Source organism: Nostoc sp. ATCC 53789 (assembly GCF_009873495.1).
In the GTDB taxonomy this organism is placed as follows: Bacteria; Cyanobacteriota; Cyanobacteriia; order Cyanobacteriales; family Nostocaceae; genus Nostoc; species Nostoc muscorum_A.
Map to the genome: position 1 here is coordinate 252,554 of NZ_CP046705.1, position 24,084 is coordinate 276,637.

Consider the following 24,084-nt stretch of genomic DNA (forward strand, 5'->3'; position numbering starts at 1 on the left):
GCCGACTGTGCTTGCGCTGACTACGTAACCAAAAGCATGAAGTTATGCCATCCATTCCACCCAATCAGGCGCTCCGTTCACCAGTTGAGCAAATCTGTCTGTACTGAGTAATTCCTTAACCTTGTCAACTCCATCCTCCACCCGCTCAATCGCCAATTGAGCGTAATATTTAACTCGCTCCCACCAAGAATCACTGAGTTTTGCGTCTGTGTCCATACCCCCGAATTATTATCTCCACTTTCATTATTGAGGGGTGTGGACGGCGATGCAGAAGGTATGGGAGCAGGGGTGCAGAGGAGATATTTGTACTACTTTTCCCCTCTGCTCCTCTGCCCCCCGTTTCGCGTTATCGGTTCCTACCATAGACTTCTGCCCCCCTAGATAATTTCAATTCTATACTGAGTCTGTATTTTATCTACGTAAGCCACATCTCGTTCAAGTGATTCTTAGGGACGTACTTTTGCCTTTATAATTGTCCTCTTCTTACTACGATTTCCAACAGATGAATATTATTAGAAACAGGAATGTTACATTATCTAAAAAATAGGGAATCTTAGATTTAAGTAGCAAGCAAATCTATTAGTCAGTTAGACAGGATGAACTTTCAACAGCAGGGCATTCAATCCGGTAACAATTTTTCTGTCAACCAAGTGCTAAAAGTTGATGAAGTCAGTAGAAATGGTCAGGAGATTGAAAATCAATTAGCAGAGCCAGATTTGAAACAGTTGCAAGATAAACTTTTATTACTTATAGAACGAAATCCTTTGCCTTTAATTGAGTGGAATACAGCGTTTCAAGTAATAGAATGGAATCTGGCTGCTGAACAACTATTTGGATACAGCAAAATCGAAGTACTTGGTTGTCAGGTATCAGAAATAATTGTGCCAGAAATTGAGAGAGTACAAGCCATCAAAATAATGGAGTTATTAATTGAAGAGAAAGTGGGAGGTAATAATCTCAGTAAGAACCTGACAAAACATGGAATAGTGATTATTTGTGATTGGTGTCACACTCCGATAACTAACGTGGATGGCAAGGTAATTAGTATTGTCTCAACAGTGCAGGATATTACAAAAGTAAAGTCTTTTGAAAACGCTCTGCGCGAAAACGAAAAGACCTATCAGCAAATTCTTGATGCAATTACAGATATGGTACTGGTTAAAGGTGCTAAATCTCGAATAATTTGGGCAAATAAGGCATTTCGTGATTATTACGGGATGAGTGAGTCAGAGCTTCAAAATATGATTGATGCACCCTTCAGCGAAGCAGATCATACCCTGCAATATATCAAAGATGATACTTACGTATTTGAAAGTGGACAGACTCTAGAAATTCCCCAAGAGCCAGTAACTCGGTACAATGGCGAGGTACGCCTATTCCATACAATCAAATCTGCGATCCGCAACGAACTAGGTCAAGTGATAATGACTGTTGGTGTAGCTCGTGATATTAGTGAGCATAAACAAGCCCAGAAAGAACAGGCGAAGTTGTTAGCAATTCTAGAAGCAGCACCGGACTTTATCAGCACTGCTGACTTAACTGGGCAGGTTCTTTACTTTAATAAAGCAGCTCGTAGGATGTTGGAGCTAGGGGAAGAAGAATCGCTTCATAAGAGAAATTTGTCCGAAAATCATCCGAAATGGGCAAATGAGATTATTCAGAATCAAGGATTACCAGAATCGGTTAGAGTCGGTGATTGGGTTGGGGAAACGGCTGTTTTAAAAGCTGATGGACGAGAAATTCCCATATCCCAACTGATTATTGCTCACAAATCACCGGAGGGGGAAGTTGAATATTTCTCGACGATCGCAAGGGATATCAGCGAACTCAAAGCTGCGGAAGAAACTTTGGTGCAAAAAGCAGAAGATTTAGAGCGGACTCTTAAAGAACTTCAAAGCACCCAAGCTCATTTGCTTCAAAGCGAAAAAATGTCTTCTATTGGTCAATTGGTTGCTGGAGTAGCTCACGAAATGAATAATCCTTTGGGCTTTATTGCTGCCAGTGTAAAACAAGCTAAACCTACCTTTGCTGATATTGTTGACCACTTAAAGCTTTATCAGAAGAAGTTCCCCGCTCCGGGAGATGAAATTCTTATCCATGCCGAAGAAATTGACTTGGAATATGGCTTATCAGATTTACCCGAAATGATTGATTCAATGACGATAGCCTGTGACAGACTGAAAGATATTAGTACCAGTCTCCGCACTTTCACCCGTGCCGATCAAGACTACAAAATATCTTTCAATATCCACCAAGGCATTGATAGTACTATTCTAATTCTCAAACATCGTCTGAAAGCAAATGAGCAACGTCCGAAGATTGAAGTGATCACAAACTACGGGAAATTACCTGAAGTAGAATGCTTTCCAGGGCAATTAAATCAGGTATTTATGAACATACTAGCGAATGCTATTGATGCCTTGGATGAATCAAATACAGACCGGAGTTTTAGGGAGATTAAAGCCAATCCTAATCAGATTATGATTACCACCTCATTGAAAAACAAACAGGTTGAGGTGAAGATTGCTGATAATGGTCAAGGGATGAGTGAATCAATTAAACAAAAAGTATTTGACGACTTGTTTACCACCAAAGGCGTTGGTAAAGGAACAGGATTAGGATTAGCGATCGCTCAATCTATTGTTGTAGAAAAACATGGTGGAACTTTGGATGTGAATTCTACCCCAGGCGTTGGAACAGAATTTGTGATTACCTTACCGATTCTGGTTTAGACTCAAAATTAACTTGGTCGAAAGTGTGACTTCAGTTAACCACCGCCACTAGCCAATCGTACACCACAGACCTACACCGTGATGACATCCTATATGCTGGGCGATGACGGGCAGTGGCATCAGTTTATGACCGTAAGCTCTCGGCGGAAGCAGTAGCAGAACGCCAGATCAGAAAGGCGGACAGGATGGAGGCAATAACCAATCAGTTAAACCTGATTAAAACCAAGATTGATGTTACATCTCCAATTTCAGAATATGGAGTTTTGCGTTTATGCGTAGAGTGCAACTCGATGGATGGGCTGAGGTACAAAGCCCATCCTACCGTGCTTGAGTGCAAACGTCTTATTTCTGTTTGCAGGTTGCGGTAAGTTCTACATTGTAGAAAGTCCCTGGTTTGGGCTTAATTGACTGCAACTGCTGGATAAAAGCATTAAATGTTGTATTGCTTGTGCCGAAGCCAGCTTCAGCACAAGCAGATAAACCTCCTTCGATGGGAATAGGAGATCCGGCCTTGGGACTATATACAATGAATTTGTCGACGGTACTAGTGCCGACTGCAAAGCCGATAACCTGGCGAACTGTTCGCAAAGCAGCATTGTCTAAGGAACCACCAATACTGCCAATACTGATATTAACCGCACGACTTTCAGCAAAAGCCGGCGCACTAATCGACAATACTGCCCCAACAATCATCAAACAGGTGAACTTCAACATTATCCTCTCCTCCAAAAAATTGAAAAACTAATAATTAGATTTTGACATTGATGAAGTACATCACAGACGCTAGCTATGTAAGCTTTTCAGGCACGCTTGTGTGTGTAAACGGCAAAATCTGTGAATTTGTCCCATACAGCACTTCCGGCAGCTATGAGGTACATCCTCAAAACTGAAAGCTATGCTAGGAAAGGGCAAGGAGAAAAACTGTATTGCATAATAGCGGGAAGCGCTGTAACTCTAAAAATCTCTACATCTTTTCGTAAAATGTGCTTAAAAACCTTAATTTTTCGTAGTCAGTTCTCGATAAGCTTAAGCTTTGTGACACAAATATTGTTAGTGGGATAGGTTCTAATACGACAGAGAGTGTCCGCCTGTATTAGATGGTGTTCTCTGCTCTTGTGATTTGAATTTAAAGATAAATAGGGGAGAAATAGGAGAGATAATTGCAATTGCAGAAAAAATTTTCAGCACCGATTAATTTGGGTAAGCTAATTGTAGCGAACTGCAAACATAAATGCTTCAAACCGCAAACAAGGCGATTTTGAAACCACATTAACTGCAAATAAGGGGGGTCTCAAAACCACATTATTTGCAAATGAAACTGCAAACATAATTTTCAAACTGCAAACAAGGGTTTTCAAACCACATTAACTGCAAATAAGCCGTAACCCTTATGGGAATTGAGTTACAGCATTTATGGCTCAAGAAGTGTCCAGTTTATACGAACTTTTTTACTGGACATATATGTACGCTTTTCGTGGTTTAATTTGGACTAATACCGTTCAATTAAATACATAAAGCTGTTTAAACCGACAGCCAATATGGCTATGGTTATTTATGCTTACTTGAGAGTCTCCAGTGACAAACAAGACCTACACAACCAACGACATGGCATTTTGGAGTATGCCAACATACACGCTTTGAGTCCCATCCAGTTTATTGAAGACACAGTTTCTGGACGAGAGAAATGGTCGGAGCGAGGTGTAGGACAACTACTGACTCAAACTGCCCTTGAATCCGATGTAGTAATTTTCTCAGAAGTCAGTCGGATGGCACGCTCTACTCTACAAGTATTAGAAATGCTAGAGTGCTGCGTGCGCCGTGGAATTAACGTCCATATCGCCAAACAAGGTATGGTATTGGATGATTCAATGCAAAGCCGGATTACAGCAACGGTTTTGGGCTTGGCAGCAGAAATTGAACGTGAATTGATTGTACTCAGAACAACCGAAGCACTAGCCAAACGAAAAGCTGAGGGGAAAACGTTAGGACGACCCAAAGGGCGACAATCTGCACATTTGAAACTGGACACAAGGGAAGCAGAAATTCGCAGCTACCTAGCCAAAGGGATCAGCAAACGCTCAATTGCAAAACTGGTCGATTGTTCACCCTCCACCCTCTATGATTGGTTGGCACGCAAACATCTCCACTCACGCCACGACAAATTGGTGGAGAAGTTATAAGATGCCCAAGAAACAAATACCAATTGATGCAATCTTAGACCTACGTCGCCGCTTAGAGCAGCTACCACCGCGCAGTCCATCTCGTCGGGTATTAGTCCAAGAAATAGCTCAACTGTATGGCATTTCCGAAGATACTGTGTATCGAACACTACGAGAAGGAAATGTTGTTCGCCCAGTGCGGCGCGTTGATTGTGATGTCCCGCGTGTGATTCCTAAAGCCGGACTAGAGCGATACTGCGAAATCATTGCTGCCATTAAAATACGCACATCTAACCGCAAAGGTCGCCATTTATCTACCGTGCAAGCAATTCGCTTATTGGAAGAAGATGGCATCAACACACCAGATGGTCATGTCACCGTTCCAGTCGGTTTGCTCAAACCAACCACCGTCAATCGTTATCTCAACAAATGGGGTTACGACCGCGATACCCTGCTGCGACAACCACCTGCTGTTCGCTTCCAGGCAGAATATAGCAATCAATGTTGGCATTTTGACCTCAGTCCATCAGACCTCAAGCACGTAAAAGCACCAGCCTTCCTAGAACCGGGACGTGGACATCCCTTGTTGATGCTCTATAGTGTCGTGGATGACCGTAGTGGTTTTGCATACCAAGAATACCACGGTGTTTACGGTGAGGATGTGGAGGCAGCACTGCGGTTTATGTTTGCTGCCATGTCACCCAAAAAAGAGACAGACTTTCCCTTTCAAGGCATTCCTCAAATGCTGTACATGGACAATGGGCCCATTGCTAAGAGCTTAGTGTTTCAAAAAGTTATGGGTTATTTGGGGATTGAAGTACGTACCCATTTACCTAATGGCAAGGATGGACGACGGGTGACAGCTCGTTCTAAGGGGAAGGTAGAACGACCGTTTCGCACTGTTAAAGAAATGCACGAAACTCTCTACCACCTGTATGAACCGGAGACTGAAGCTGAAGCGAACGCTTGGTTGATGAAGTTTTTGCTCCATTACAATAGCCGACCCCATCGCAGTGAACCTCATTCCCGGATGGAGGACTGGGTTAGCAATTTACCTACGGGAGGCATTCGTCAAATGTGTAATTGGGAGCGTTTTTGTACATTTGCGCGCGAACCCTCGCGCCGCAAGGTGGGCATCGATGCTCGCGTTACGGTTGAGGGAGTGGCTTATGAGGTAGAACCAGATTTGGCTGGAGAAACTGTTGTTCTGTGGTGGGGCTTGTTTGATAATGAACTTTACGTAGAACACGGAGAGCGTCGCTACGGGCCTTTTCTTCCTGTAGATGGGCCAATTCCCCTACATCGCTACCGTAGTTTCAAAAAAACACGGACGCAAAAACGAGCTGACCGGATTGAATCTTTGGCTAAACAGTTGTCTTTACCGAGTTCTGCTATTGGCACATTAGGCATACCCTCACTGAGTAAGGATACAACGTCATTCAAGGTACAGCCTTTTATTGACCCCAACCCGTTTCAAGAATTAACTTTCAGCACGGTCATTGCAGCAAAATTGGCGATCGCCGATTATTTGGCACGCCCATTAGCCAAACTCACCTCTGAACAGATGGCTTATATTAATGGCCCAAGGATGGTGTTCATGCTCCACAGCTTCAATGACTCCATCATCCCAAGCATGAGCAACAACCCGCCAACCAGGGGGTACTTTATCTACCGCTTGATGATGCCAAGAAACTACAGATATGCGAAAATTCTGTAAACAGTCAGCTAAACGGCTTTCTACATCTATGGTGACAAGATGTTCTGTCGGTAAACGTCGTCCAGGTTCAGGCTCTAGACGATGTAATGCAGATGTACCGTAAACATCTGGAATGTGAGGAATTAGAGTACCCCCACAGGCGACGATGAGAATTTGTAAACCCCGGCAAATACCCAATATCGGCAGATAACGTTCAAGAACAAACTTGCCAAGCTGCAATTCAAGTGATTTTTAAAAATTTAAAAAATAGTTAGGGAATTAAAAAATTATCAATTGAAAAATCAATTGCGGTTTGAGCCACAACCTAAACAACGCATACAAACAGAGAAAGCCGCTAGAAGTGAAACAATCTCAATAAATAATTGCAATGACAATGGAGCTAGAGCTAACCCCCAAATTAGAGAAATTGTCCCGCTAAACATCGCCGTAATGCGATTAATTTCATCTTGAGTCTTCCAAGCCAAGAAAAAAATTCCAAAACCTATTAATAATAAAAGCAAACTACTCATAAATCTATGCCCAGTTGATGGACTGATAGTCTATTAGGGGGATAATTACTAATCTTGCCAATCATACAGCAGTAATTGTATAGTAGGTGCTGCCGATCACTCTTATACAGATGTTTGTATTTAATTCATTCCACATTGCTTCCCCGCACGAAGGACATTTTTTTTGAACACAATCGAGTACTTCAAACGATGTTGCCTCTGGTTTTAGACTTTTCCTTGCCAAGTTTTTGCACCATTATTTCCCTACAAGGTCAAGATTACAGGATTTCTACTCTTCTCTAGTAAGTTTTGCCACGCTAGCTTCAAACGACACACTACTACTTTTGTGATGCAGTACTCGCCATCCCATAGGTACTGCGCGTCCACGATATTCTACGCATACTCATACTATACAATACTCATTCCACAGCATTGTCGTGTCTAAAATCAGTACCATCACTTCCTGTTTCCAGTCTTTCACCGCAGAGCGGATGATGGTTCCATAAACTGAATGTACATTGATACGACTATTATGCAGCCATCGGCTAAACCGTCTCTGACGACTCTGGGCAAACAATGCTCGACTTTGGACATAAATATCCCACTTAGTCAAATTTATACATTCCCCGAGCAAATTAATGCAATTACCATCCAAACCAGTGTTTTTAAGTGCCTTATATCTGCCCATGTTTTCGATTGACTCAGCAGTGCTAGCAAGTCATCATATAAACGCTCGGTCGCTTCCATCTGTTTTTCTATCTGTGTTTAGCCACCAGCTAGAGTACGGCGAAATTACTCATTATGGAAGTCTGGCCTCCTTTTTTCTCTGCTTCAGATTTTTGAACTCAGACTTTTGCCAGTCAACCAGGGAATCAAGGAAGAAAAGTAGAGCTAATAATAAGAATTGCAAAAAGTTATGTTTGCTACTCGTCCATTGAAATCTATTAACGCTACACCCTAATAATTAATGTCAGCAAAACTATTTGCTTAACAAAATTTGCTAGTTACGTTGAAAATACATCTATCTTTAGTTACTTTTATGATTGCAACCTTTAGTTTAAAAATTAAACAGACAAATTCCCTGTTCTTTGATTGCTTGGGTTTAAATAAAACCTAGAGTGGTAAAACTCGCTAGAGTAGATTTTTCATGATTGAAATAGGCGTAAATAGGTAAACCAAAATTTTCAATAATAACGAATTTACTACGTTTAAGTTTTTGCTCTAGCTAGTTTTGCCACGCTAGAATAAAACTGCCAATTTGCTAATTTAATAATCGAAATTTATGTTTAATTGTTGTGAAGATTGCCCAATGAGCCGCCTTACCAAACTAAGCACCGAAATTTTGTACTGTCATCACCACGAAGTAATGATTAAAGCTGATAGTCCAACATGTGCTTATTATGAGTATAAAATTCAACCCATGTTGCAAGCTAGAGATAAAAATTGATTTTGAGAGCAAATGAATTCACATTTGCATTCATCAATTGAATACATATATAACTGTTAAATCTAGGTAAAGGTAAAGCGATGAGCCAGTCGAATTTGAGGGAACCCTACCTTGGATTGTTTGTTTGGCATCAGGTTTGTCGTTAGACCTTACCTTCTTTGACTGATATCAAGTCCGGTCAATCGCTTATGATTACCGCATCTGTGCAAAAATCGGAAAAGCCTCTTTCCCCCTGCCCCCTGTGGTCTAAAGGATAAGTCTTTAGCTGGACACGATATCGATATGACTCCAAATAGCTATGCGTCATACTAGCTTACGCTTATTGCTGCTGTGACTAGATTTTGAAATTACATCCGGATTAGACAAGAGCAGAGTAGTTTATGTATAAAAAAGAGATTGCTTTGCATGATTAACCAAATTGTCACTTTAGAATCTTGTTGGCATAGTTCTGGTCCGTGGGGAAAAGCCATGCCATCATTAGCAGTTCAAATCCTGGAAAAAGTCTTGTTATCAAGCTCTGATATATCAGGCTACTGTTGTGGTGTGCAATGGGAGAGAGAGGAATGGATTTATGCCATTGTCTGCTGTCGTCAAATACTCTACTTGCCTCAAAAAGAAATTTTGGGGGCAAAGTTGGTGGAAAAAGCCACAGTTGCGACACCAGTTTTTGAATTAGGGGGTGTGGTGGAAGTTGATTTTGGTGAAAAACCAACACGTCGTATTATCCAAGGGGTTTTTTGCCTGAAAAACAATTGGCTTTATGCAGTAGAGTGGCGTTCCCCAAGCTTGTCAGAAATAGAATTGGCTCAAAGTAGAATTATTTGGCTTGCAGATGTGGATTTAGTAAAAGTGAAGGTATGACTGTAAACTAATTAAACGTAACCCAACTGCAAGCTGGTAATTTCCTTTTAACGAAAATTCTGCTGATTTTTCTCTGGCAGATTTCTAGGTGGGATTTCCCCTCCTTGATAAAACTGTTGCTCCAACTTGCCCAAACCAAGCCAAATTAAAACCCCAACTATCATAACTAGGCTTGAAACAACAACAGTGATAATAGAAATCTGATTCGGAATCAACATCAAGAAGGGAAGCACCCCCCAAATTAAGGCTGTCGTCACTGCTACTCCTGCTCTCAAACGCTGAATCTGATTTAAAGCAGGTCTACAACTGGCACATTTTTTTGTGTGTGAATGATACCTATCGAGTAAGACTTCTTTTGATAGCGGTGGTGCTAGACACTCTACTTTAAATGGTTCAGCCTTGTATTGCTTTACCCAAGAACGTAACTGAAATACGAAAAGGTCTGCCTTGGTTGGTAAATAAAAAGCTTTAGTAAAGTTGGCGCTACCACCAAGTTTTTCGAGATAGCGTTCTTGATAATGTAAAAAAATTTGATCGTCTTCAAGGACGCGATTTTGACCAATATGAGAATACCAGCGCGGAGTCAGCTTCAGAAATAGTCCTGGTAAATTAGATGAGAACTTGAAGGGGAAGCGAGCAAATAAGCGACATTCTCCCTTACGAATAGGAGTTGCGTAGACTACTGTTAGTGTCCTGCCATACTGCTTGGAGGTGAGGTCGTGCCACATCAATCCCGGAGCAATAAATGTAGTATCCTGCCGCCCTAAAGTTCCTTTGCGCGGACCTTCTGCCCAAGTCCCTTTAAACCCCCACTTTCCCGATTCTATAATCTCTAAATCTATTGGAGACACGTTAGCCCGATTCCCAACGGTACGGTGATGAGTGTAAGGAATATGGCTGGTGTCAAGAACGTTTTCCATTAATGTCAGGGCATCGTAGGGTACATCTCTAAAGGTGTTAAGGCAAATCCAACCATTTGGGTCAAGTTCTAGTGGTTCAACAACAGGAACTTTAGTTTGAACTGCATTCTCTGCTCGACCAGGATAGACGAACAACATTCCTTGACGAACTGTGGTGGGTAGTGTTGTCACACAAGCTCTTTGAGAAACTTCTGCTTTTGTTTGTTGTGTTTGTTGTGGTATCATCTCACACTTACCAGTTCCCGAAAAAGCCCAGCCATGATAAGGGCATTCTAGCCATCCCTGATGATTAATTCTGCCTTCGGAAAGGGGCGCTAAACGGTGTGGGCATTGATCTATAAATGCCCGCCATGTCTGTTCATTTTTGTCCCACCACAGAACAATATCTTGCTCTAGCAAGGTGAAGCGAGTTGGCTGAGATTTATTTAAGTCTTCAATGTAACAAACAGGATACCAAACTTCTTGGCAATCGAATCTATCTGGATCTAGTCCCCCAGCAGAAGACTCTTGTACTACTCTAGTTTGGGATGTTATTTGTTGTTGAGAAACCTCTTGAGGTAAAATACTTTTGGACATGGTAAAAATTGAAAAATATATTATTTTCTATCCAGAAAAAATGTAGCTACTTTTTAATCCTATTGGTGTCAAGAAATTGAGAAATCAGTCTTTGGTCTCAAGTGGTCTCAGCTAAAGCAGAAAATTTTTGACAAAGGAATCGTAAAAGTTTTAACATTAAAAACTTTGGGTATGCCTGAATGAAATGTAACCGTCCAAGGGGGTAGGTTCTCTTACAACCAAAGAGAACACTTCGCGTTGGGGAAAACTATTCAGTTAGTTTAGTAGCTTATTAGTCGTGAAGAAAGAGAATAATTAAGGTTACAGCAGCGCTAATATAGAAATTCCCCTGACATTGCACACATTGTATGCCCAAGACTTGGAACATCAAGATAGATAACTATATTCAAGCCAACCCCAATTGCATCATCACCACAGCCCATGTAGACTCGTTCCCTATAGACCTACCGCTAGAACCGAACATCCGGGAACCCAACCGCAAAAGCGCAACCTACAGACAAATCTTCGACTCCCTGACGACCGAACCTGCAAAATTCTTCTCTCGCCACAGTGGAATCGTTCTGTCAGCCAATAAAACTAAACCTGTCAAGAACAAAACTGAACTAGAGCTAGAAGTCTTAGAAGCTAACGAGGGCGGTAGCGATGGGATTATCAACGGTGGGCATACAGTTTTAGCATTTGAGCAAGCGAAAAATTACAACTACAATTTAACCGAAGCCAGAGTAAAAGTTACGATTCACATCGGACTGACTGAAGAATCAGCTAAAGATATAGCCCTGGCAAGTAATACTACAACGCCAGTAGATTCTCGCTCCAAAGTCAACGCCAGGGGTGATTACAAATTCATTAAGCAGTATTTAGTCCAGTTAGAGAGAGCAGAAGATAGGAAATTCCGCATTGCCTATTACCAGAATCAAAGCGGCGCTCCCAGAAATGCCCAGTGCAATGTCACCCATTTGCTCAAGCTCCTTTACTGCCTCGACAGAAATAAATACAACCCCGACGGCAATAAACGAACCAAACACCCAGCAGGGATGAGTCTTCCAAGTAACATCACAGACACAGAAAGGGAAAGATTAACCGCTTTACTGCCTTTGCTAACTCATGCTTTATGGATAGAGCAAAGACTCTACGAGATAATCCAAGACTATATCAGCAACCCTAGAAGAAAGGGTGCTAACGATTTAGCATCAATAGATATACGTAAAACTACATTGTTGCCGGACAGTAAGTATTCATTCGGGTTTGGTGCGCCAACTGACCTGGCATTACCGATAATTGCGTCTTATCGGGTATTTCTGGATAAAGACTATAAATGGATTATTCCTTTTAACGAATTTGCCGAAGATTTCCTCCAACATCTGTGGAATAACTATTTCCGCAAATATTTGGTGTCGGAGAAAACAGCAGGTAATACAGTCGGTACAAAAATCAGCCGCAATCAAGAGATTTGGGAAAGTTTGTACATTTCGGCGCAGAGTTATCTAAATCAGCACTTGATGAAAATGGTTAACTCCAGTAAGGAAGAGTCAGAAGCGAAGGTGACACAAGGTAGAAAAAGGCGTTTGCAAGCAGATAAGAAATGATGGAACCCTTCATAGTCAACTGTTAAAGCTAAAATTTATTTAAATCTTTCACTGTCGGGGCGTGTAAAACTTCCCCATTGAAACTGAAACGTGAACCGTGACAAGGACAGTCCCAACTTTTGTCGGGACTGTTCAAGAAGCTTGGCTTGCGCTGCTCGTAGTTCTGCTGTGCGTTTTTCTACCTCAGCCTCAAAGATATGATTACAGCAGTTTTTGATTAAACCCGCCACAAAAATAAATCCTAAAACAAAGCCTAGTATTACTTTTATTTGTGGCGCGTTTGATTGCAATTCGCTGTAAATTGGCACTGCTGCTGATAAAATTTGTTTTATATCTGGCTATAGATTTGAAAAAGCATATCTGAGAAAGCCCTGTATATTTGTTTATACTTAATCACCCATAACCTAAAAACTTAAATTTTGCTGAGAAACCTGTAAGAACTTTCTAAGGAAAATATTAGTTTTTTAGATATCAATCCTTATATATTTATCATTTTTAGATTAATTATTTAAGTAACAATCAGTTTAAAGCTCGAGCCAAGAGCTATGTAGTGTTTCCCAAATGACTAAGGAACACTCAAATCTTTATTAACAAGGGTATTATCTTTGAAAATGTACCTCACTAGATCGGGAACTGATATATTGCTGATTAATACATTGAGAAATTAAAATTATGAAATTAAGATATTTATTAATACTGGGCTTTTCTTCTCTTGTCATGTTTGGCTGCGTCCGCGAAGTCTCAAAAAACCAGGCTAATAAAAGTCCTATAGCAGTAAATGCCACTGTTCCCGTGTCTTTAAGTCAGGCAAAACCGTTAGCCAAGTCAGCACAATCTCCAAATTCAACTCCTATTAATTCAGGCACATTTGTTTCTGGAGAACATAAAACTCAAGGGAAAGTTAGTATTGCCACTAAAGACGGCAAATCATTTCTAGAGCTTGATGAGTCATTTCAAACTTCTGAATCAGGGCCAGATTTAGTAGTAATTTTGCATCGTTCAGATAATGTGATTAATTCAACTAAGCCACCATCGTATTCTTTAAAAAACGGAGATTATTTTATCCTAGCTCCGTTACAAAAATATAGTGGCGCTCAAACATATTCTATTCCTCAAAACATCAATTTAGCAGACTACAAATCCATCGCTATCTGGTGCCGCAAGTTTAATGCTACTTTTGGCGCTGCTAGTTTGAGTTAGTAAATATTAACCAACAAATTGTAAAAAAATATTCCGCTTGGTCGTTTGGGTGAACCGCAAGACGTTGCTTCTTTAGTCGCGTTTCTGGCTGCGGCTTTGAGGTATGGTCTTGAAATTATTCCTCCACCTACTACTGCATCTTCGCAGGTATAGCCCAACATCACTAAAAGTATTAGACAGGAAACAACGATGCTAGAAAGTCTGGGAAGAATTAAGAATCCATTAGTCAGAAGTATAGCCGCAGCAGCTACAGTTGGTTCGATAATTACCTTATCTGCTGCTGTTGTAATTGGAGTAACCAATGCCAAAGCTAAATCTGCCTATCAATTTGGTGTCTATTCTTCACTGTTTGGAGTAGCTAGTGGTGGAGTACTTGGCTTAGTTTATACAAGCAAAGTAAGTGGAAACAAATCTACTTCAGACCTCAAAGCATCAGATAGTCATGTTTGGCAAGATTGGCGAAATTTTGTTATTGTTCGTAAGGTGAAAGAGAGCGAAGAAATTACTTCTTTCTATTTACAACCTGAAGATAAAGGGGAAATTCCTAACTTTCAACCAGGGCAATTTTTAACCATCAAACTTGATATACCTGGACAGGATAAGCCTGTAATTCGTACTTACTCACTTTCAGATTATCCTGAAAAGTGTGAATACTATCGCCTCTCTATTAAGCGGGAACCTGCACCGAATGGATTAGATGTTATGCCCGGCATAGCATCTAACTTTATGCACGATCGTATTCAAGAAGGTTCAGTAATTCTAGCAAAACCACCAAACGGTAAATTTGTTTTAGATGTGCAGAAATCTATCCCCGCAGTGTTGATTAGCAATGGTGTGGGAATTACACCGATGATTAGTATGGCGAAAGCTTGTAGTCTTCTTAATCCCACTCGTTCTATTTGGTTTGTACATGGTGCTAGAGACGGAAAATTTCATGCTTTTCGGGATGAAGTGAGGGAAATTGCAGGGCAAAATCATAATCTGAATATGCATTTTCGCTATAGTCGTCCTACACCTGAAGATAGAGGTAAATACCACAGTGTTGGTTATATTGATGCTGCTCTTATTCAAGAGTTAATACGACAAGAAGCTGAGTATTTTTTGTGCGGTTCTCCATCTTTTATGCAGTCCATAATGCAAGGGTTGAAGGAATCGGGAGTACCTGACAGTAGAGTATTCTTTGAATCTTTTGGTAAACCGATGAAAAGTCAGTCTGATAAACAAACTGCGGGAGCAACTGGAGATGAGACATTTGCAGAAATTGTCTTTGCCAAATCCGGTAAAACTTTGACATGGCAACCTAATGATGGCACTATCCTAGAATTTGCCGAAGCCAATGATATTAATCCACCTTTTAGTTGTCGTGTAGGTGTTTGTGGTACTTGTATGTGTAACATCCGTGAAGGTGTAGTTGCTTACCAAGAAGAACCAACTGCAACAACTGATAAGGGTTCGGTGTTAATTTGTATTTCTCAACCTGGAACTGCAAAATTGGTGTTGGATATTTAATAAATTCCTCTAACAATCAAGTAATATCAAGCATATTATCTATCAGGCTTAATATCGGTACAAAATTTTATTAGAGGAGATATAAAATTGTGCAAGTTATCTCAGTCAACTTAAGGCCTTCCCGTGAAGTACTTTGGGACTTTCGGAAGCTTACTGCGACTGAGCGGACAGCGCCTTGCGGTAAACGATTTTGTCAGCGCCCGCTTGATAGAAGTCGCGTATCCGTGCTTCCTCCTCATAACCGCACTTACGGTAGAAAGCTCGCGTGCGCTCGAAGTCCGGTGTCCCCGACGTTTCCACCAGCAGTACACGCCCACTGCGTGCCATCAATGTTTGCTCAACGTAGCGTAGCAGGGTCGCACCACGTCCTTGCCCTTGGCGGTCGGGTCGGATCGCAATCAACTGTAGATTCCATGTCTGATCAGTCATCCGTTCCATCTCACAGTAAGCAACCCCCACCGCCCCGTTGTCGTCGTCGGTAATCCAAAAGCGATTACTGTCGCTGCTACAACTGAAGTACTCAGACAGCATTTCGCCAAGCTCCTCAATTTGGTTCGGTTGGAACAGTCCGGTTGCGTCTGCTAAGGCAATCAGTGCGGTTGTGTCATCGGGTCTGGTCGGTCGAATCATCGCAAACTCCGTGTGTAAAACAGGTTAGTCTCTGGAGTAAATATCACAACAGTTGTTATGTAGCATTAAAACATAACAACTGTTGTGATAAGATGTCAAGATACTTGTTTAATGTTGCTGTAAACCGAGGAGAGCTATGAGTTATGACGATCGCCGTATTGAAGTCACTAAAGCAGCATGGCGGGTGATTGTCCGTGAAGGATTGGATCGTGCCAGTATGCGGGCGATCGCGCAAGAACTTGGCTCTTCGACCGGGGTTGTTACCCATTACTTTCGAGACAAAGAAGAACTTACCCTATTTGCCCTGGAACAGGTGTTTGAAAACGTCCTACAGGATATGAAAACATCTGCCCAGGGACGGCAGGGAATTGACAGACTAGCACAGATGATTTTTGTGGCTCTACCTCTGGAGGACATTGACAAAGCTGATTGGAAGGTTTGGGTGGCATTTTTGGGTTATTCTATAGGGCGTGATCGCCTTGTTCAAGAACACCGAAAACGCTATGACTTTTTACGGCAGATTATTTGTCAAGAGTTAGCTGATTTACAAGAAGCCTTGGTGATTCGAGCCGATATTGATTTAACCCTCGAAGCCAATGCACTCATTGCCCTAGTGGATGGCATTGGCACTGGTGTTGTCATTTATCCTGAGCAGTTCTCCGCAGATCAACAAAAATATCTTGTGCTACGACATATCAATGGTTTGCTGACATCATCTTGAACATCAAGGAACAGATAATATCGAAACGATCATTGATTTTGATAATAAAAATTAATATTGATTTTTCCTGAGTTTATCCTAGATTTTTATTTATCAATTCACCTAGCAAACGAGCGATCACTATGTTGTAATAAATGACTTGCCGAAGCTGGCTAAACTTCAAGCAAAGTTCCCTGATATGTATAGCAAGTAAGAGGATTTGCAGCATTCGACTTTTAATAGCCCCTCAATCCGGTGAAAGATTAGCCTATCCTGTAAGACGCTCGTCCATGCTTCTTTTGATATTGCTGATGATACTCTTCCGCTCTATAAAATTGTGATGTAGGTACAATCTCCGTCACAATTGGATTTTTGTGATAACGAGAACTATTTTCAAGCTGCTCCTTGGAGGCTCTTGCTAATAATTCCTGCTCTGGAGTTTGGAAAAATATCACTGACCGATATTGATAACCAACATCTAGCTCCTGGTGGTTTGGTTCTGTGGGATTGTGCTTATTCCAAAACACATTTAGCAGTTCATCATAAGATACTATTGCTGGATTGTATTCCACTTCCACTGCCTCAGCATGTCCAGTTTTGCCTCTACAAACATCTTCATAGGTTGGATTCTCAAAGTGTCCGCCACTGTAACCAACTGCTGTAGAATTTACTCCTTTTACTTGACTAAATGCTGCTTCAACTCCCCAGAAACAACCTGCTCCAAATGTCGCTTTTTGTAGATTAGTATTTTGCATATCTTTGACACTCTTTTGTGATAATTTTAAATGAAACTCATCAAATCAAACAGATACTTTATAAGAAAATATTTTATAACTTGAGTTTAGACTAGATTGATTGCAGAAGTAGGGTAAAGGGATGGAATTCCCCCAAACCCAGTAAACTTTACTATGCACCCCAATATTTTGGCATTTGTTACTTTTGCAAGATGTTTACTAAGTAATAGGAAACGACCTTGCAACGCTGAGTAGAAAATAAACGCTTGGTAAAAAATGAGATTTTTCCCGATTAATAGCGAATGCAAGTATAGACTGACCATTGATTTTTATGCAAGCAAATCGCAGTTGTGTTATTATCCAGATGAATCTCGGTTCTAGTGGGGAACAGCCACTAGAGGAAACGGGGAAAGTCCGGTGTAAATCCGGCGCTGTCCCGCAGCTGTAAACAAGGCTTGCCTTGTGAGTCAGAATGCCCGCCGAAGTTGACTTGTAAATTTTGTACATCTGCGAGGCACAGATAAGTATTTTTATGAAGGTTTATACAACTAATCAGCTTTACGTTCTCATAGTGCCACATATCAAGACGCTACAGATTACGACTTTCTATGAGAGGGTAAGCGGTTAATTTTCGGTACAAATTGTGTCTTGAGATCCAGTGATCGCTGTAATCTACTCCAGACGAGAGTATCGTTTGTAAATAGTCATTGCGACAAAAAAACGCTGTATTAACTAATAGGTGGAAGTTGTTTAAAACAGGTAGAAAATGGCGTGTATGACGTACATAGTCATGTTTGACCACTGAACAAATACTTTCCCAATCTCGCATAGAAATTGCTAAGTTACTAAATGAATACTCCAGTTAATTATCATGTCGAAATTCTATCTTCACCGAACTGGGAAGATTCCTACTGCTATTCACCCCTTTGTCAAACAAACGAGTATCCCTCAAGGCAAACACAAGCCCAGTCTACTGAAAGGGAAAATTACTCAAGATGTTCAAAACATTGCAATATCGATGTATCGGATAATTTATATTGCAATTGCATCCGTCGGGCGGTTACGACATAGCTTGTCTGATTCGGGACGAGCAGCAATAAATAAACCGTTAGATCGACTCAAATAGATGTACAGGATAGTTCAAAAAAATGCCAAGTTTATTATATTCTGTAATTGGTTTTCTGATGCTATTAGTAATTGGAATTGCGGCTTATTTCCTAACTGCCCGCAAGTATCAATCCTCATCCACAGTTGCCAATTCCTACGATCAATGGACTCTTGACGGGATTGTTGAGTTTTATTGGGGAGAACACATTCACCTTGGTCACTACGGTTCACCGCCACGACAAAAAGATTTTCTGGCTGCTAAATCTGACTTTGTACATGAAATGGTTAAATGGGGTGGAATAGAAAAATTACCCCCTGGTACTACCGTCTTAGATGTTGGCTGTGGTATTGGCGGCAGCAGTCGGATTTTAGCGCGAGATTATAGGTTTGCTGTCACAGGGATTACCATCAGTCCTATTCAGGTGAAACGTGCCCAGGAATTAACACCCGTTGGGCTAAACGCCCAGTTTGCGGTTGATGATGCAATGGCATTGTCGTTTCCAGATGCCAGTTTTGATGTCGTTTGGTCTATTGAAGCAGGCCCCCACATGCCAGATAAAACCGTTTTTGCTAGAGAATTAATGCGGGTGCTAAAGCCAGGTGGAGTGTTGGTTGTAGCTGACTGGAATCAGAGGGATGACCGCCAAAAGCCACTAAATTTTTGGGAGAAACGAGTAATGCAGCAACTCCTCGATCAGTGGTCTCATCCAGCTTTTTCCAGCATTGAAGGCTTTTCTGAGCTTTTGGCAGGGACAGAATTAGTTGAAGGAGAGGTAATTACGGCAGACTGGACGCAAGAAACCCTTCCTTCTTGGTTCGATTCGATTTGGCAAGGAGTGGCTCGACCAGAGGGATTAGTGCGTTTTGGGCTGTCTGGTTTCATCAAGTCTGTGCGCGAGGTACCGACGCTTTTACTGATGCGTTTGGCGTTTGGTACAGGATTGTGTCGATTTGGAATGTTCCGGGCTGTACGGGCAAATGGAAGCACAGAATTCATGGACAGAAACTTTTGCTAACCAAAATCCCTCAAGCTTGGTTAGGTAGCGATTGCAGCTATTTATGAATATTTGGATTTTAAATAAGTTTGGGGGGTTAAATCCCCTAGTTCTAGAGGCAGAACACAATTGAAGCCTACAGGACTTACGCATTGACAGGAATATGACCATGTGTATTCAAGCCCATCTTTTGTTCAAGATGTTCCAGAATGAAGTCACGAGCCACCTGAAGAGACAAATTTCTCTGGACTTCATAAGTAGCTAGGCACAATTAAATATAAGACGCTCAAGGGCATATTCCCCCTTTACGCTTCTAGCTTCCATGCCATCAATAATTGCCATAGCCAAATCGTAGTTATTGTCAAACATTTGTCCAGCAATTTCATGAGTTTTTAGTTGATGCCACTCTTCCTCTATCCGATTCATTTCGGAACAATAAGGTGGTAAAAAGAAAACGAATAATCCTTTTTCCTGCCACTCAAGCCATTTTTGTTTTGCTTTCTTACTGGTATGTAAGGAACCATTATCGTGAACAATAACACTGATGCGACCAGTTTCAACTAAAGTGTTTTGTGCCTTAGCTGCAACCCAATCCATAACCTCGATGTAGCGTTTTGTTTTGAACCCACCTTGAACCAAGGCATATTCAAAACTGACTTGGGGTTGCCATAAACCCAAAATACTAATGCGACCACCACGGCTACCAACTTGTGCCATTTGTTTTTGGCTACCGATACGACTGTAACTATAGCTAACGGGACTCCAACGACAACACCCAGACTCATCAAGATACTTAAGCTCGACATAACCCTCTACTGCCGCTTGCTTTAAGGTATCTAGGTCTGCTTGCTTAATTCGTCGTTTTTCTGGGTCTTGTTTTCTCTTATGAGTATGGCGGGTGCGTTTCCATTTCCACTTTTTTTTGAGCAAACGTCGCAAACGAGACGGACTCAATTGCACATTTCTATCTTGAGCCAATTTTTCTGATAACTGCAAACTGTTATAAGTACGGGGCTCTACCTCTAAGCAATCCTCTAAATATGCTAAGTCTGCCTCAAGCCATTTGCACTTTGCTCCTCGCCCGGAAGTTTCCCACAGTCCTCCCAAACCCTTATTTTCCCAACGCCTCAGTGTTGCTCGTACCGTATGTTCGTGACACTCAAAAATTTTAGCTATCGCTGGTACATTCCATCCTTGGGCATTTAATCGAATTATGTGGGCACGCTCTCGTGTCCGTTGAGGAACTGTTGTCGCTGACCGTAACTCCAAAAGCGTCAAATCTTCTAAATCTGTTAATCTAACTCGCAATGGAGCAGACATCTCGTAGAACCTATTTTTTAGACCTTCTCTATCTTATATTTAATTGTAACCACCTACTTACCAGTTTTCAATTAACTCTTCGGTTCGCATTAATTCTAGTTGTGTAAAGGCGCGGATAGCGCTAAAAAAGTGAGTTTTAATTGCCTCAGACTTCCTCACCATGAATAGTTCAATTCCACACACCTGCTTGATAGCTCGATGGTAGCATTCAATCCCCCAATGAATTGAATGTAATTCATTCAACTCTGTCAGAGAAATTAAAAACAGTGCATCCTTGTCAGGTACAAACATAATGTAATATCTATGAGTTTCGTTTTTGAAACTTCTCCGAAATACTTTCACTTGCCCAAACTTCTTCAGATACACTATTAAACCAGTTTCGGGAATTTCTATATTTTGGACTTGGATAAAATTTTTCCCATCAACTGAACATAAACGATTTTTGGCTATACCAGTTAAAAACTCTAATCCCTTGTTTTTAAAGAACTTCAGGTTTTTATTACTGGAATACCAAGCGTCAGTAGTCACAGTATGAGGCTCTAATCCCCACACTAAAACCTCCGTAATCATGTCTCGTAAATAATCATTTTTTGTCTGACCATCCTGTTTGTCATAAATTCGATAATTTACAGGTATAGATTTACCTGATAAATCCGTGTAATACAAGGTAATTAGTTGAATCCCTTTGACTGTACGATGATGCCTTCCTGAATAAACGTAACTAATTAGTTCTGTAAGGATTCAGGTCTAAACGAGAGGAATTAAAGAAGGGGTCTGCACAGAAGAGTTAACCATCGCTTTGATAGCTTGGTCAAAAAACTCAATTACAGAGCGTCCTTGACGGCGACAAGTTTGTATAACAGTCAATAAATTAGCAGTATCTTGGAATCGCTTCATAGAACGAGAACCACCACTGACTTTTCGTTTTGTGACTGCTAAACGTAATGTTCGTTCTGCTAAATTATTATCAGGGGGTATGTCCGGGTGGTCTAAGAAATACCACCATTGATGAGCTTTATTACGTAAGGAGCGTAAAAGTTTACCAGCTTCTCCTCCAGCTTTATCAATCCATGAATGAATGGAAGATTCAACTTTTATTTTAAACTCGGATGCCCAACTCCAGAACTCATCAATGTTTTTAGTTTGTTGGAAGAGAGCATAGTTTTTAAAACCTTCATCTATCAGGCTGACAAATGCTGACCCAATCTCTTTGTTATTCAAGCCAGGAATTAAGATGAGTTTCTTGAAGTGACGGCGTAAATGCGCCTGACATTTCTGTTGGGCTTTCACCGGATAACCGTTATAAGCACTAAAGTCATCAGAACTGAGTACACCAGAGTAACTTGAACCCAAAATTGCCTCTAATTCGGCGCGAGAACGAGTATCAGCCGCATGAAATAAAGCGAAATCGGTATTGGCAAAAATCCATAACCATTCTTTTACCCCTTTGATTACCCAAGGTGTTTCATCCGAATGGATATTCGGCTGGGTTTGTTTTATCCACTCTTTAAGGTTGTCAATACTTTGAGCTACGGCACCATCTATTCGTTCATTTGTGGCTACTAAAGTCCCGACTCCAATTTCTATTTCACCCAGTTCCCACAACAATTCTTGTTGTTTCTCGTATGGTAAATGCCCGTAATTATTTATCCATCCCAAGAAAGCTTGCAGTCTGATTCCTATATCTTGTCCCGGTACTATTTCTGGCGACCAGTCTGCTGTTTGTTTTGACCCACACTCGCTGCAAATACAGGTATGTCTTTGATATTCTACGATTTCGATAGGTCTTTCTACCAACTGTGCTACTTGCTGGGTTTCTATTTTTATTGGTTCGTTACTGAATTCCTTTTGACCACAACAAAAACACACTTGCGGTCTTAATATCTCAAACCTATCTACTCTCCCAAAACCCTTTCTCGTTTTTCCCCGATGTCCTGGCTGTCCTCCTGGTTTCCGTTTTGGCGTTTCACTCTCCCCTGCTTCATCTTCAAGTTTTTTCTCGGTTTTTTTGAGGATGTCTGCCGACGGTGGTTTTGATGATGTTGTGCTGTCTAAGTCTCTACTAACTTTGAGTTTCTCTATTACAGATTCTAGTTCTATTACTCTGGATTTTAGCTGTTCTATAGCTTTTGCCTGCTCCATAAGCATCTCTACCAGTTGCTCTTTCTCCAACTGTTTTAGGGTTTCAGTGTCTAGTTTTAGTGGCAGGTTTTTTTCCATAATTGCTATATTCTGCTTCCCCTACCACACTTGTCAATACCCCAGCACCTGAATCCTTACTTAGTTCTGTTAATTTTGGGTCACTATGAGGCTTGTCAATTACTGTATCGTCTGCACTTAATATGCCACCTACTAAGTTGATATCGAGCTTAACTTCATCAAATAAGTCTTTTGGTTCATACTGCTCACGCAGCAAAAATCTATTGACACTATCATGAGACAAATCTTCCATGATTTCTGCCAAACGTGTGCAGCCTGCGTACTTTGATTCTGCTAATAAAAACAGAGTATAAGTGTTGAGATCACACTTGGCGGTCGATGGCTTCGTAGTTGCTCTGATAGTCTTCACCCTTAATACAGACAACCTCAGTATTATCTGTCTTTCAATGCCTTTGGTGGCTAGCGATCGCCTATTTCTTCCTGATTTATTTCATACATTCTTTGCCTATTTTGTCAATGCGTAAGTCCTGGCCTAGCTAAATCTCCGTCACAAAACGTAATTATGAATTATGAATTATCGAATTAATGGATTTGTACCACTTCCAAACAAAGCTATCCGTCTGGTATTACAGGGTGTTGGTAATCGATTTGACTACTTTTATGACTATCTTTGGCAACCCCAGGAACCCCGTCAAACGCGATTAGTATTGATTGGACTAGAGCTTGAGCAGGTTCGCATTGAATCATTGGTGTTGGGGGAGGAAGTCAATGCGACCATCCAATAGTGTTTGGCAAGGAAATTTTGGCTACTGGCAAAATAGTTTTATTCATAATAATCTGCTGGTAATCGGTTACACAGGATGGAAGGGATTTCAGTCATTTGGGCGGGGAATTGTTATTTGTGATGTGGATACTAAAGTTACTCAGTCAACAATTACAAACTTTGATACAGTTCCCTTCACCCTCCAGTTTCTCCCCTGCGATCTAATTGGGTTTTACTTGCGATCACAATCACTTAACTCATCTATAATCTCATCCATTTTCCCAGCAGTCGCAACATACAATCCCCATCAAGATATTCTTCTGGTGCTAAGAGTTGAACCTCAGATTGAGGTTACTTTTTTACACCAATTAAAAATTACTCCATCCGATTGCTACGAACAAGTTTGCAAGCGTTGGTCAGAATTTGAACCAAGCTTAATGCCCTAATAAGCTAATCAGCATTTAACTTGCATAAAAGCAG

At 41.1% G+C, this 24,084-nt stretch carries 23 protein-coding genes, 5 pseudogenes and 1 riboswitch; of the genes and pseudogenes, 15 read left to right on the plus strand and 13 right to left on the minus strand.

Translation table 11 applies throughout. The features are described from left to right. Positions 1 to 42 precede the first annotated feature (42 nt). A complete protein-coding gene (locus GJB62_RS36805; protein ID WP_167756040.1) occupies positions 43 to 216 on the minus strand; it encodes a hypothetical protein in 174 nt (57 codons plus the stop codon). Positions 217 to 596: 380 nt separating this feature from the next. On the opposite strand from GJB62_RS36805, the gene GJB62_RS32945 reads away from it, so the two are divergent. Then, positions 597 to 2,732 carry a PAS domain S-box protein gene (locus GJB62_RS32945; RefSeq protein ID WP_114086194.1) on the plus strand — a complete coding sequence of 712 codons (2,136 nt, stop codon included), beginning with the start codon at positions 597 to 599 and terminating at the stop codon, positions 2,730 to 2,732. Positions 2,733 to 3,074: 342 nt separating this feature from the next. Here GJB62_RS32945 and GJB62_RS32955 read toward each other — a convergent pair whose 3' ends face one another. Continuing rightward, complete coding sequence (locus tag GJB62_RS32955) at positions 3,075 to 3,446, minus strand: hypothetical protein (protein ID WP_114086193.1); 372 nt, start codon at positions 3,444 to 3,446, stop codon at positions 3,075 to 3,077. A gap of 830 nt (positions 3,447 to 4,276) precedes the next feature. Here GJB62_RS32955 and GJB62_RS32960 point away from each other — a divergent pair. Further along, a complete protein-coding gene (locus tag GJB62_RS32960) occupies positions 4,277 to 4,912 on the plus strand; it encodes a recombinase family protein (protein WP_167756042.1) in 636 nt (211 codons plus the stop codon). A 16-nt stretch (positions 4,913 to 4,928) separates the two neighbouring features. Further along, positions 4,929 to 6,470: pseudogene (locus GJB62_RS37745) on the plus strand (IS481 family transposase); the annotation flags it as partial. On the opposite strand, the gene GJB62_RS32970 reads toward GJB62_RS37745, so the two are convergent. The 3 genes from GJB62_RS32970 to GJB62_RS32980 all read right to left on the minus strand — a co-directional run bounded on the left by GJB62_RS32970 (position 6,432) and on the right by GJB62_RS32980 (position 7,709). After that, a complete protein-coding gene (locus tag GJB62_RS32970; protein ID WP_348537544.1) occupies positions 6,432 to 6,827 on the minus strand; it encodes a gamma-glutamyl-gamma-aminobutyrate hydrolase family protein in 396 nt (131 codons plus the stop codon). The pseudogene GJB62_RS37745 and the gene GJB62_RS32970 overlap by 39 nt on opposite strands. Positions 6,828 to 6,889: 62 nt before the next feature. Next, positions 6,890 to 7,117 carry a hypothetical protein gene (locus GJB62_RS32975; RefSeq protein WP_114080961.1) on the minus strand — a complete coding sequence of 76 codons (228 nt, stop codon included), beginning with the start codon at positions 7,115 to 7,117 and terminating at the stop codon, positions 6,890 to 6,892. A 382-nt stretch (positions 7,118 to 7,499) separates the two neighbouring features. Next, entirely contained in the window at positions 7,500 to 7,709 is a 210-nt protein-coding gene (locus GJB62_RS32980; protein ID WP_147262607.1) for a hypothetical protein, read from the minus strand. Positions 7,710 to 8,405: 696 nt separating this feature from the next. On the opposite strand from GJB62_RS32980, the gene GJB62_RS32985 reads away from it, so the two are divergent. Then, positions 8,406 to 8,543 (plus strand): hypothetical protein, encoded by a 138-nt coding sequence (locus GJB62_RS32985; RefSeq protein ID WP_159402654.1) that lies wholly within the window; start codon positions 8,406 to 8,408, stop codon positions 8,541 to 8,543. A 405-nt stretch (positions 8,544 to 8,948) separates the two neighbouring features. Beyond that, positions 8,949 to 9,404 (plus strand): DUF1392 domain-containing protein, encoded by a 456-nt coding sequence (locus tag GJB62_RS32990; protein WP_114086190.1) that lies wholly within the window; start codon positions 8,949 to 8,951, stop codon positions 9,402 to 9,404. Between the two features lie 47 nt (positions 9,405 to 9,451). Here the strand turns inward: GJB62_RS32990 and GJB62_RS32995 are convergent, their stop codons facing one another. Continuing rightward, positions 9,452 to 10,900: a Rieske 2Fe-2S domain-containing protein gene (locus tag GJB62_RS32995; RefSeq protein ID WP_114086189.1), complete on the minus strand. Its 1,449-nt coding sequence runs from the start codon at positions 10,898 to 10,900 to the stop codon at positions 9,452 to 9,454. Between the two features lie 347 nt (positions 10,901 to 11,247). Here GJB62_RS32995 and GJB62_RS33000 point away from each other — a divergent pair, with 347 nt between their 5' ends. Then, positions 11,248 to 12,486: an AIPR family protein gene (locus GJB62_RS33000; protein ID WP_114086188.1), complete on the plus strand. Its 1,239-nt coding sequence runs from the start codon at positions 11,248 to 11,250 to the stop codon at positions 12,484 to 12,486. Positions 12,487 to 12,514: 28 nt separating this feature from the next. Here GJB62_RS33000 and GJB62_RS33005 read toward each other — a convergent pair. Continuing rightward, a pseudogene (locus GJB62_RS33005) lies at positions 12,515 to 12,619 on the minus strand (Rieske 2Fe-2S domain-containing protein); the annotation flags it as partial. 539 nt (positions 12,620 to 13,158) lie between these two features. Here GJB62_RS33005 and GJB62_RS33010 point away from each other — a divergent pair. From GJB62_RS33010 to GJB62_RS33015, 3 genes and pseudogenes are all read left to right on the plus strand, one after another. Then, positions 13,159 to 13,686, plus strand: a complete 528-nt coding sequence (locus GJB62_RS33010; protein WP_114086187.1) for a DM13 domain-containing protein — start codon at positions 13,159 to 13,161, stop codon at positions 13,684 to 13,686. Positions 13,687 to 13,704: 18 nt separating this feature from the next. Next, positions 13,705 to 13,782, plus strand: a pseudogene (locus GJB62_RS37750) (glucose-1-dehydrogenase); the annotation flags it as partial. A gap of 93 nt (positions 13,783 to 13,875) precedes the next feature. Beyond that, complete coding sequence (locus GJB62_RS33015) at positions 13,876 to 15,195, plus strand: 2Fe-2S iron-sulfur cluster-binding protein (RefSeq protein ID WP_114086186.1); 1,320 nt, start codon at positions 13,876 to 13,878, stop codon at positions 15,193 to 15,195. Between the two features lie 150 nt (positions 15,196 to 15,345). Here the strand turns inward: GJB62_RS33015 and GJB62_RS33020 are convergent, their stop codons facing one another. Beyond that, positions 15,346 to 15,825 (minus strand): GNAT family N-acetyltransferase, encoded by a 480-nt coding sequence (locus tag GJB62_RS33020; RefSeq protein WP_114086185.1) that lies wholly within the window; start codon positions 15,823 to 15,825, stop codon positions 15,346 to 15,348. A 136-nt stretch (positions 15,826 to 15,961) separates the two neighbouring features. On the opposite strand from GJB62_RS33020, the gene GJB62_RS33025 reads away from it, so the two are divergent. Then, positions 15,962 to 16,546, plus strand: coding sequence for a TetR/AcrR family transcriptional regulator (locus tag GJB62_RS33025; RefSeq protein ID WP_114086184.1), 585 nt, complete (start codon positions 15,962 to 15,964; stop codon positions 16,544 to 16,546). A 242-nt stretch (positions 16,547 to 16,788) separates the two neighbouring features. Here GJB62_RS33025 and msrA read toward each other — a convergent pair whose 3' ends face one another. Continuing rightward, a complete protein-coding gene (gene msrA, locus GJB62_RS33030; RefSeq protein WP_114086183.1) occupies positions 16,789 to 17,280 on the minus strand; it encodes a peptide-methionine (S)-S-oxide reductase MsrA in 492 nt (163 codons plus the stop codon). A 334-nt stretch (positions 17,281 to 17,614) separates the two neighbouring features. After that, positions 17,615 to 17,758: riboswitch (cobalamin riboswitch) on the plus strand. 372 nt (positions 17,759 to 18,130) lie between these two features. Here msrA and GJB62_RS33035 point away from each other — a divergent pair. Together GJB62_RS33035 and GJB62_RS33040 are read left to right on the plus strand one after the other, a co-directional pair. Next, positions 18,131 to 18,385 carry a hypothetical protein gene (locus tag GJB62_RS33035; protein ID WP_181852961.1) on the plus strand — a complete coding sequence of 85 codons (255 nt, stop codon included), beginning with the start codon at positions 18,131 to 18,133 and terminating at the stop codon, positions 18,383 to 18,385. Between the two features lie 22 nt (positions 18,386 to 18,407). Then, positions 18,408 to 19,382 (plus strand): methyltransferase domain-containing protein, encoded by a 975-nt coding sequence (locus GJB62_RS33040; RefSeq protein WP_114086182.1) that lies wholly within the window; start codon positions 18,408 to 18,410, stop codon positions 19,380 to 19,382. Between the two features lie 240 nt (positions 19,383 to 19,622). Here the strand turns inward: GJB62_RS33040 and GJB62_RS33045 are convergent, their stop codons facing one another. From GJB62_RS33045 to GJB62_RS37755, 4 genes and pseudogenes are all read right to left on the minus strand, one after another. Further along, positions 19,623 to 20,681, minus strand: coding sequence for an IS630 family transposase (locus tag GJB62_RS33045; RefSeq protein ID WP_245245942.1), 1,059 nt, complete (start codon positions 20,679 to 20,681; stop codon positions 19,623 to 19,625). Between the two features lie 57 nt (positions 20,682 to 20,738). Further along, positions 20,739 to 21,347 (minus strand): transposase, encoded by a 609-nt coding sequence (locus tag GJB62_RS33050; protein WP_209271510.1) that lies wholly within the window; start codon positions 21,345 to 21,347, stop codon positions 20,739 to 20,741. An 81-nt stretch (positions 21,348 to 21,428) separates the two neighbouring features. Further along, complete coding sequence (locus GJB62_RS33055; protein ID WP_159402428.1) at positions 21,429 to 22,901, minus strand: IS66 family transposase; 1,473 nt, start codon at positions 22,899 to 22,901, stop codon at positions 21,429 to 21,431. A 76-nt stretch (positions 22,902 to 22,977) separates the two neighbouring features. Then, positions 22,978 to 23,241, minus strand: a pseudogene (locus GJB62_RS37755) (IS701 family transposase); the annotation flags it as partial. Between GJB62_RS37755 and GJB62_RS33065 the strand changes: the two are divergent. From GJB62_RS33065 to GJB62_RS33075, 3 genes and pseudogenes are all read left to right on the plus strand, one after another. Further along, on the plus strand, positions 23,195 to 23,365 hold the full coding sequence (locus GJB62_RS33065; protein ID WP_159402655.1) for a hypothetical protein: 171 nt from the start codon (positions 23,195 to 23,197) through the stop codon (positions 23,363 to 23,365). The pseudogene GJB62_RS37755 and the gene GJB62_RS33065 overlap by 47 nt on opposite strands. Positions 23,366 to 23,416: 51 nt before the next feature. Further along, a pseudogene (locus GJB62_RS33070) lies at positions 23,417 to 23,626 on the plus strand (GTP-binding protein); the annotation flags it as partial. Next, positions 23,610 to 24,050 carry a hypothetical protein gene (locus GJB62_RS33075; RefSeq protein WP_114080820.1) on the plus strand — a complete coding sequence of 147 codons (441 nt, stop codon included), beginning with the start codon at positions 23,610 to 23,612 and terminating at the stop codon, positions 24,048 to 24,050. The pseudogene GJB62_RS33070 and the gene GJB62_RS33075, both read left to right, overlap by 17 nt. The last annotated feature ends 34 nt before the right edge of the window (positions 24,051 to 24,084 follow it).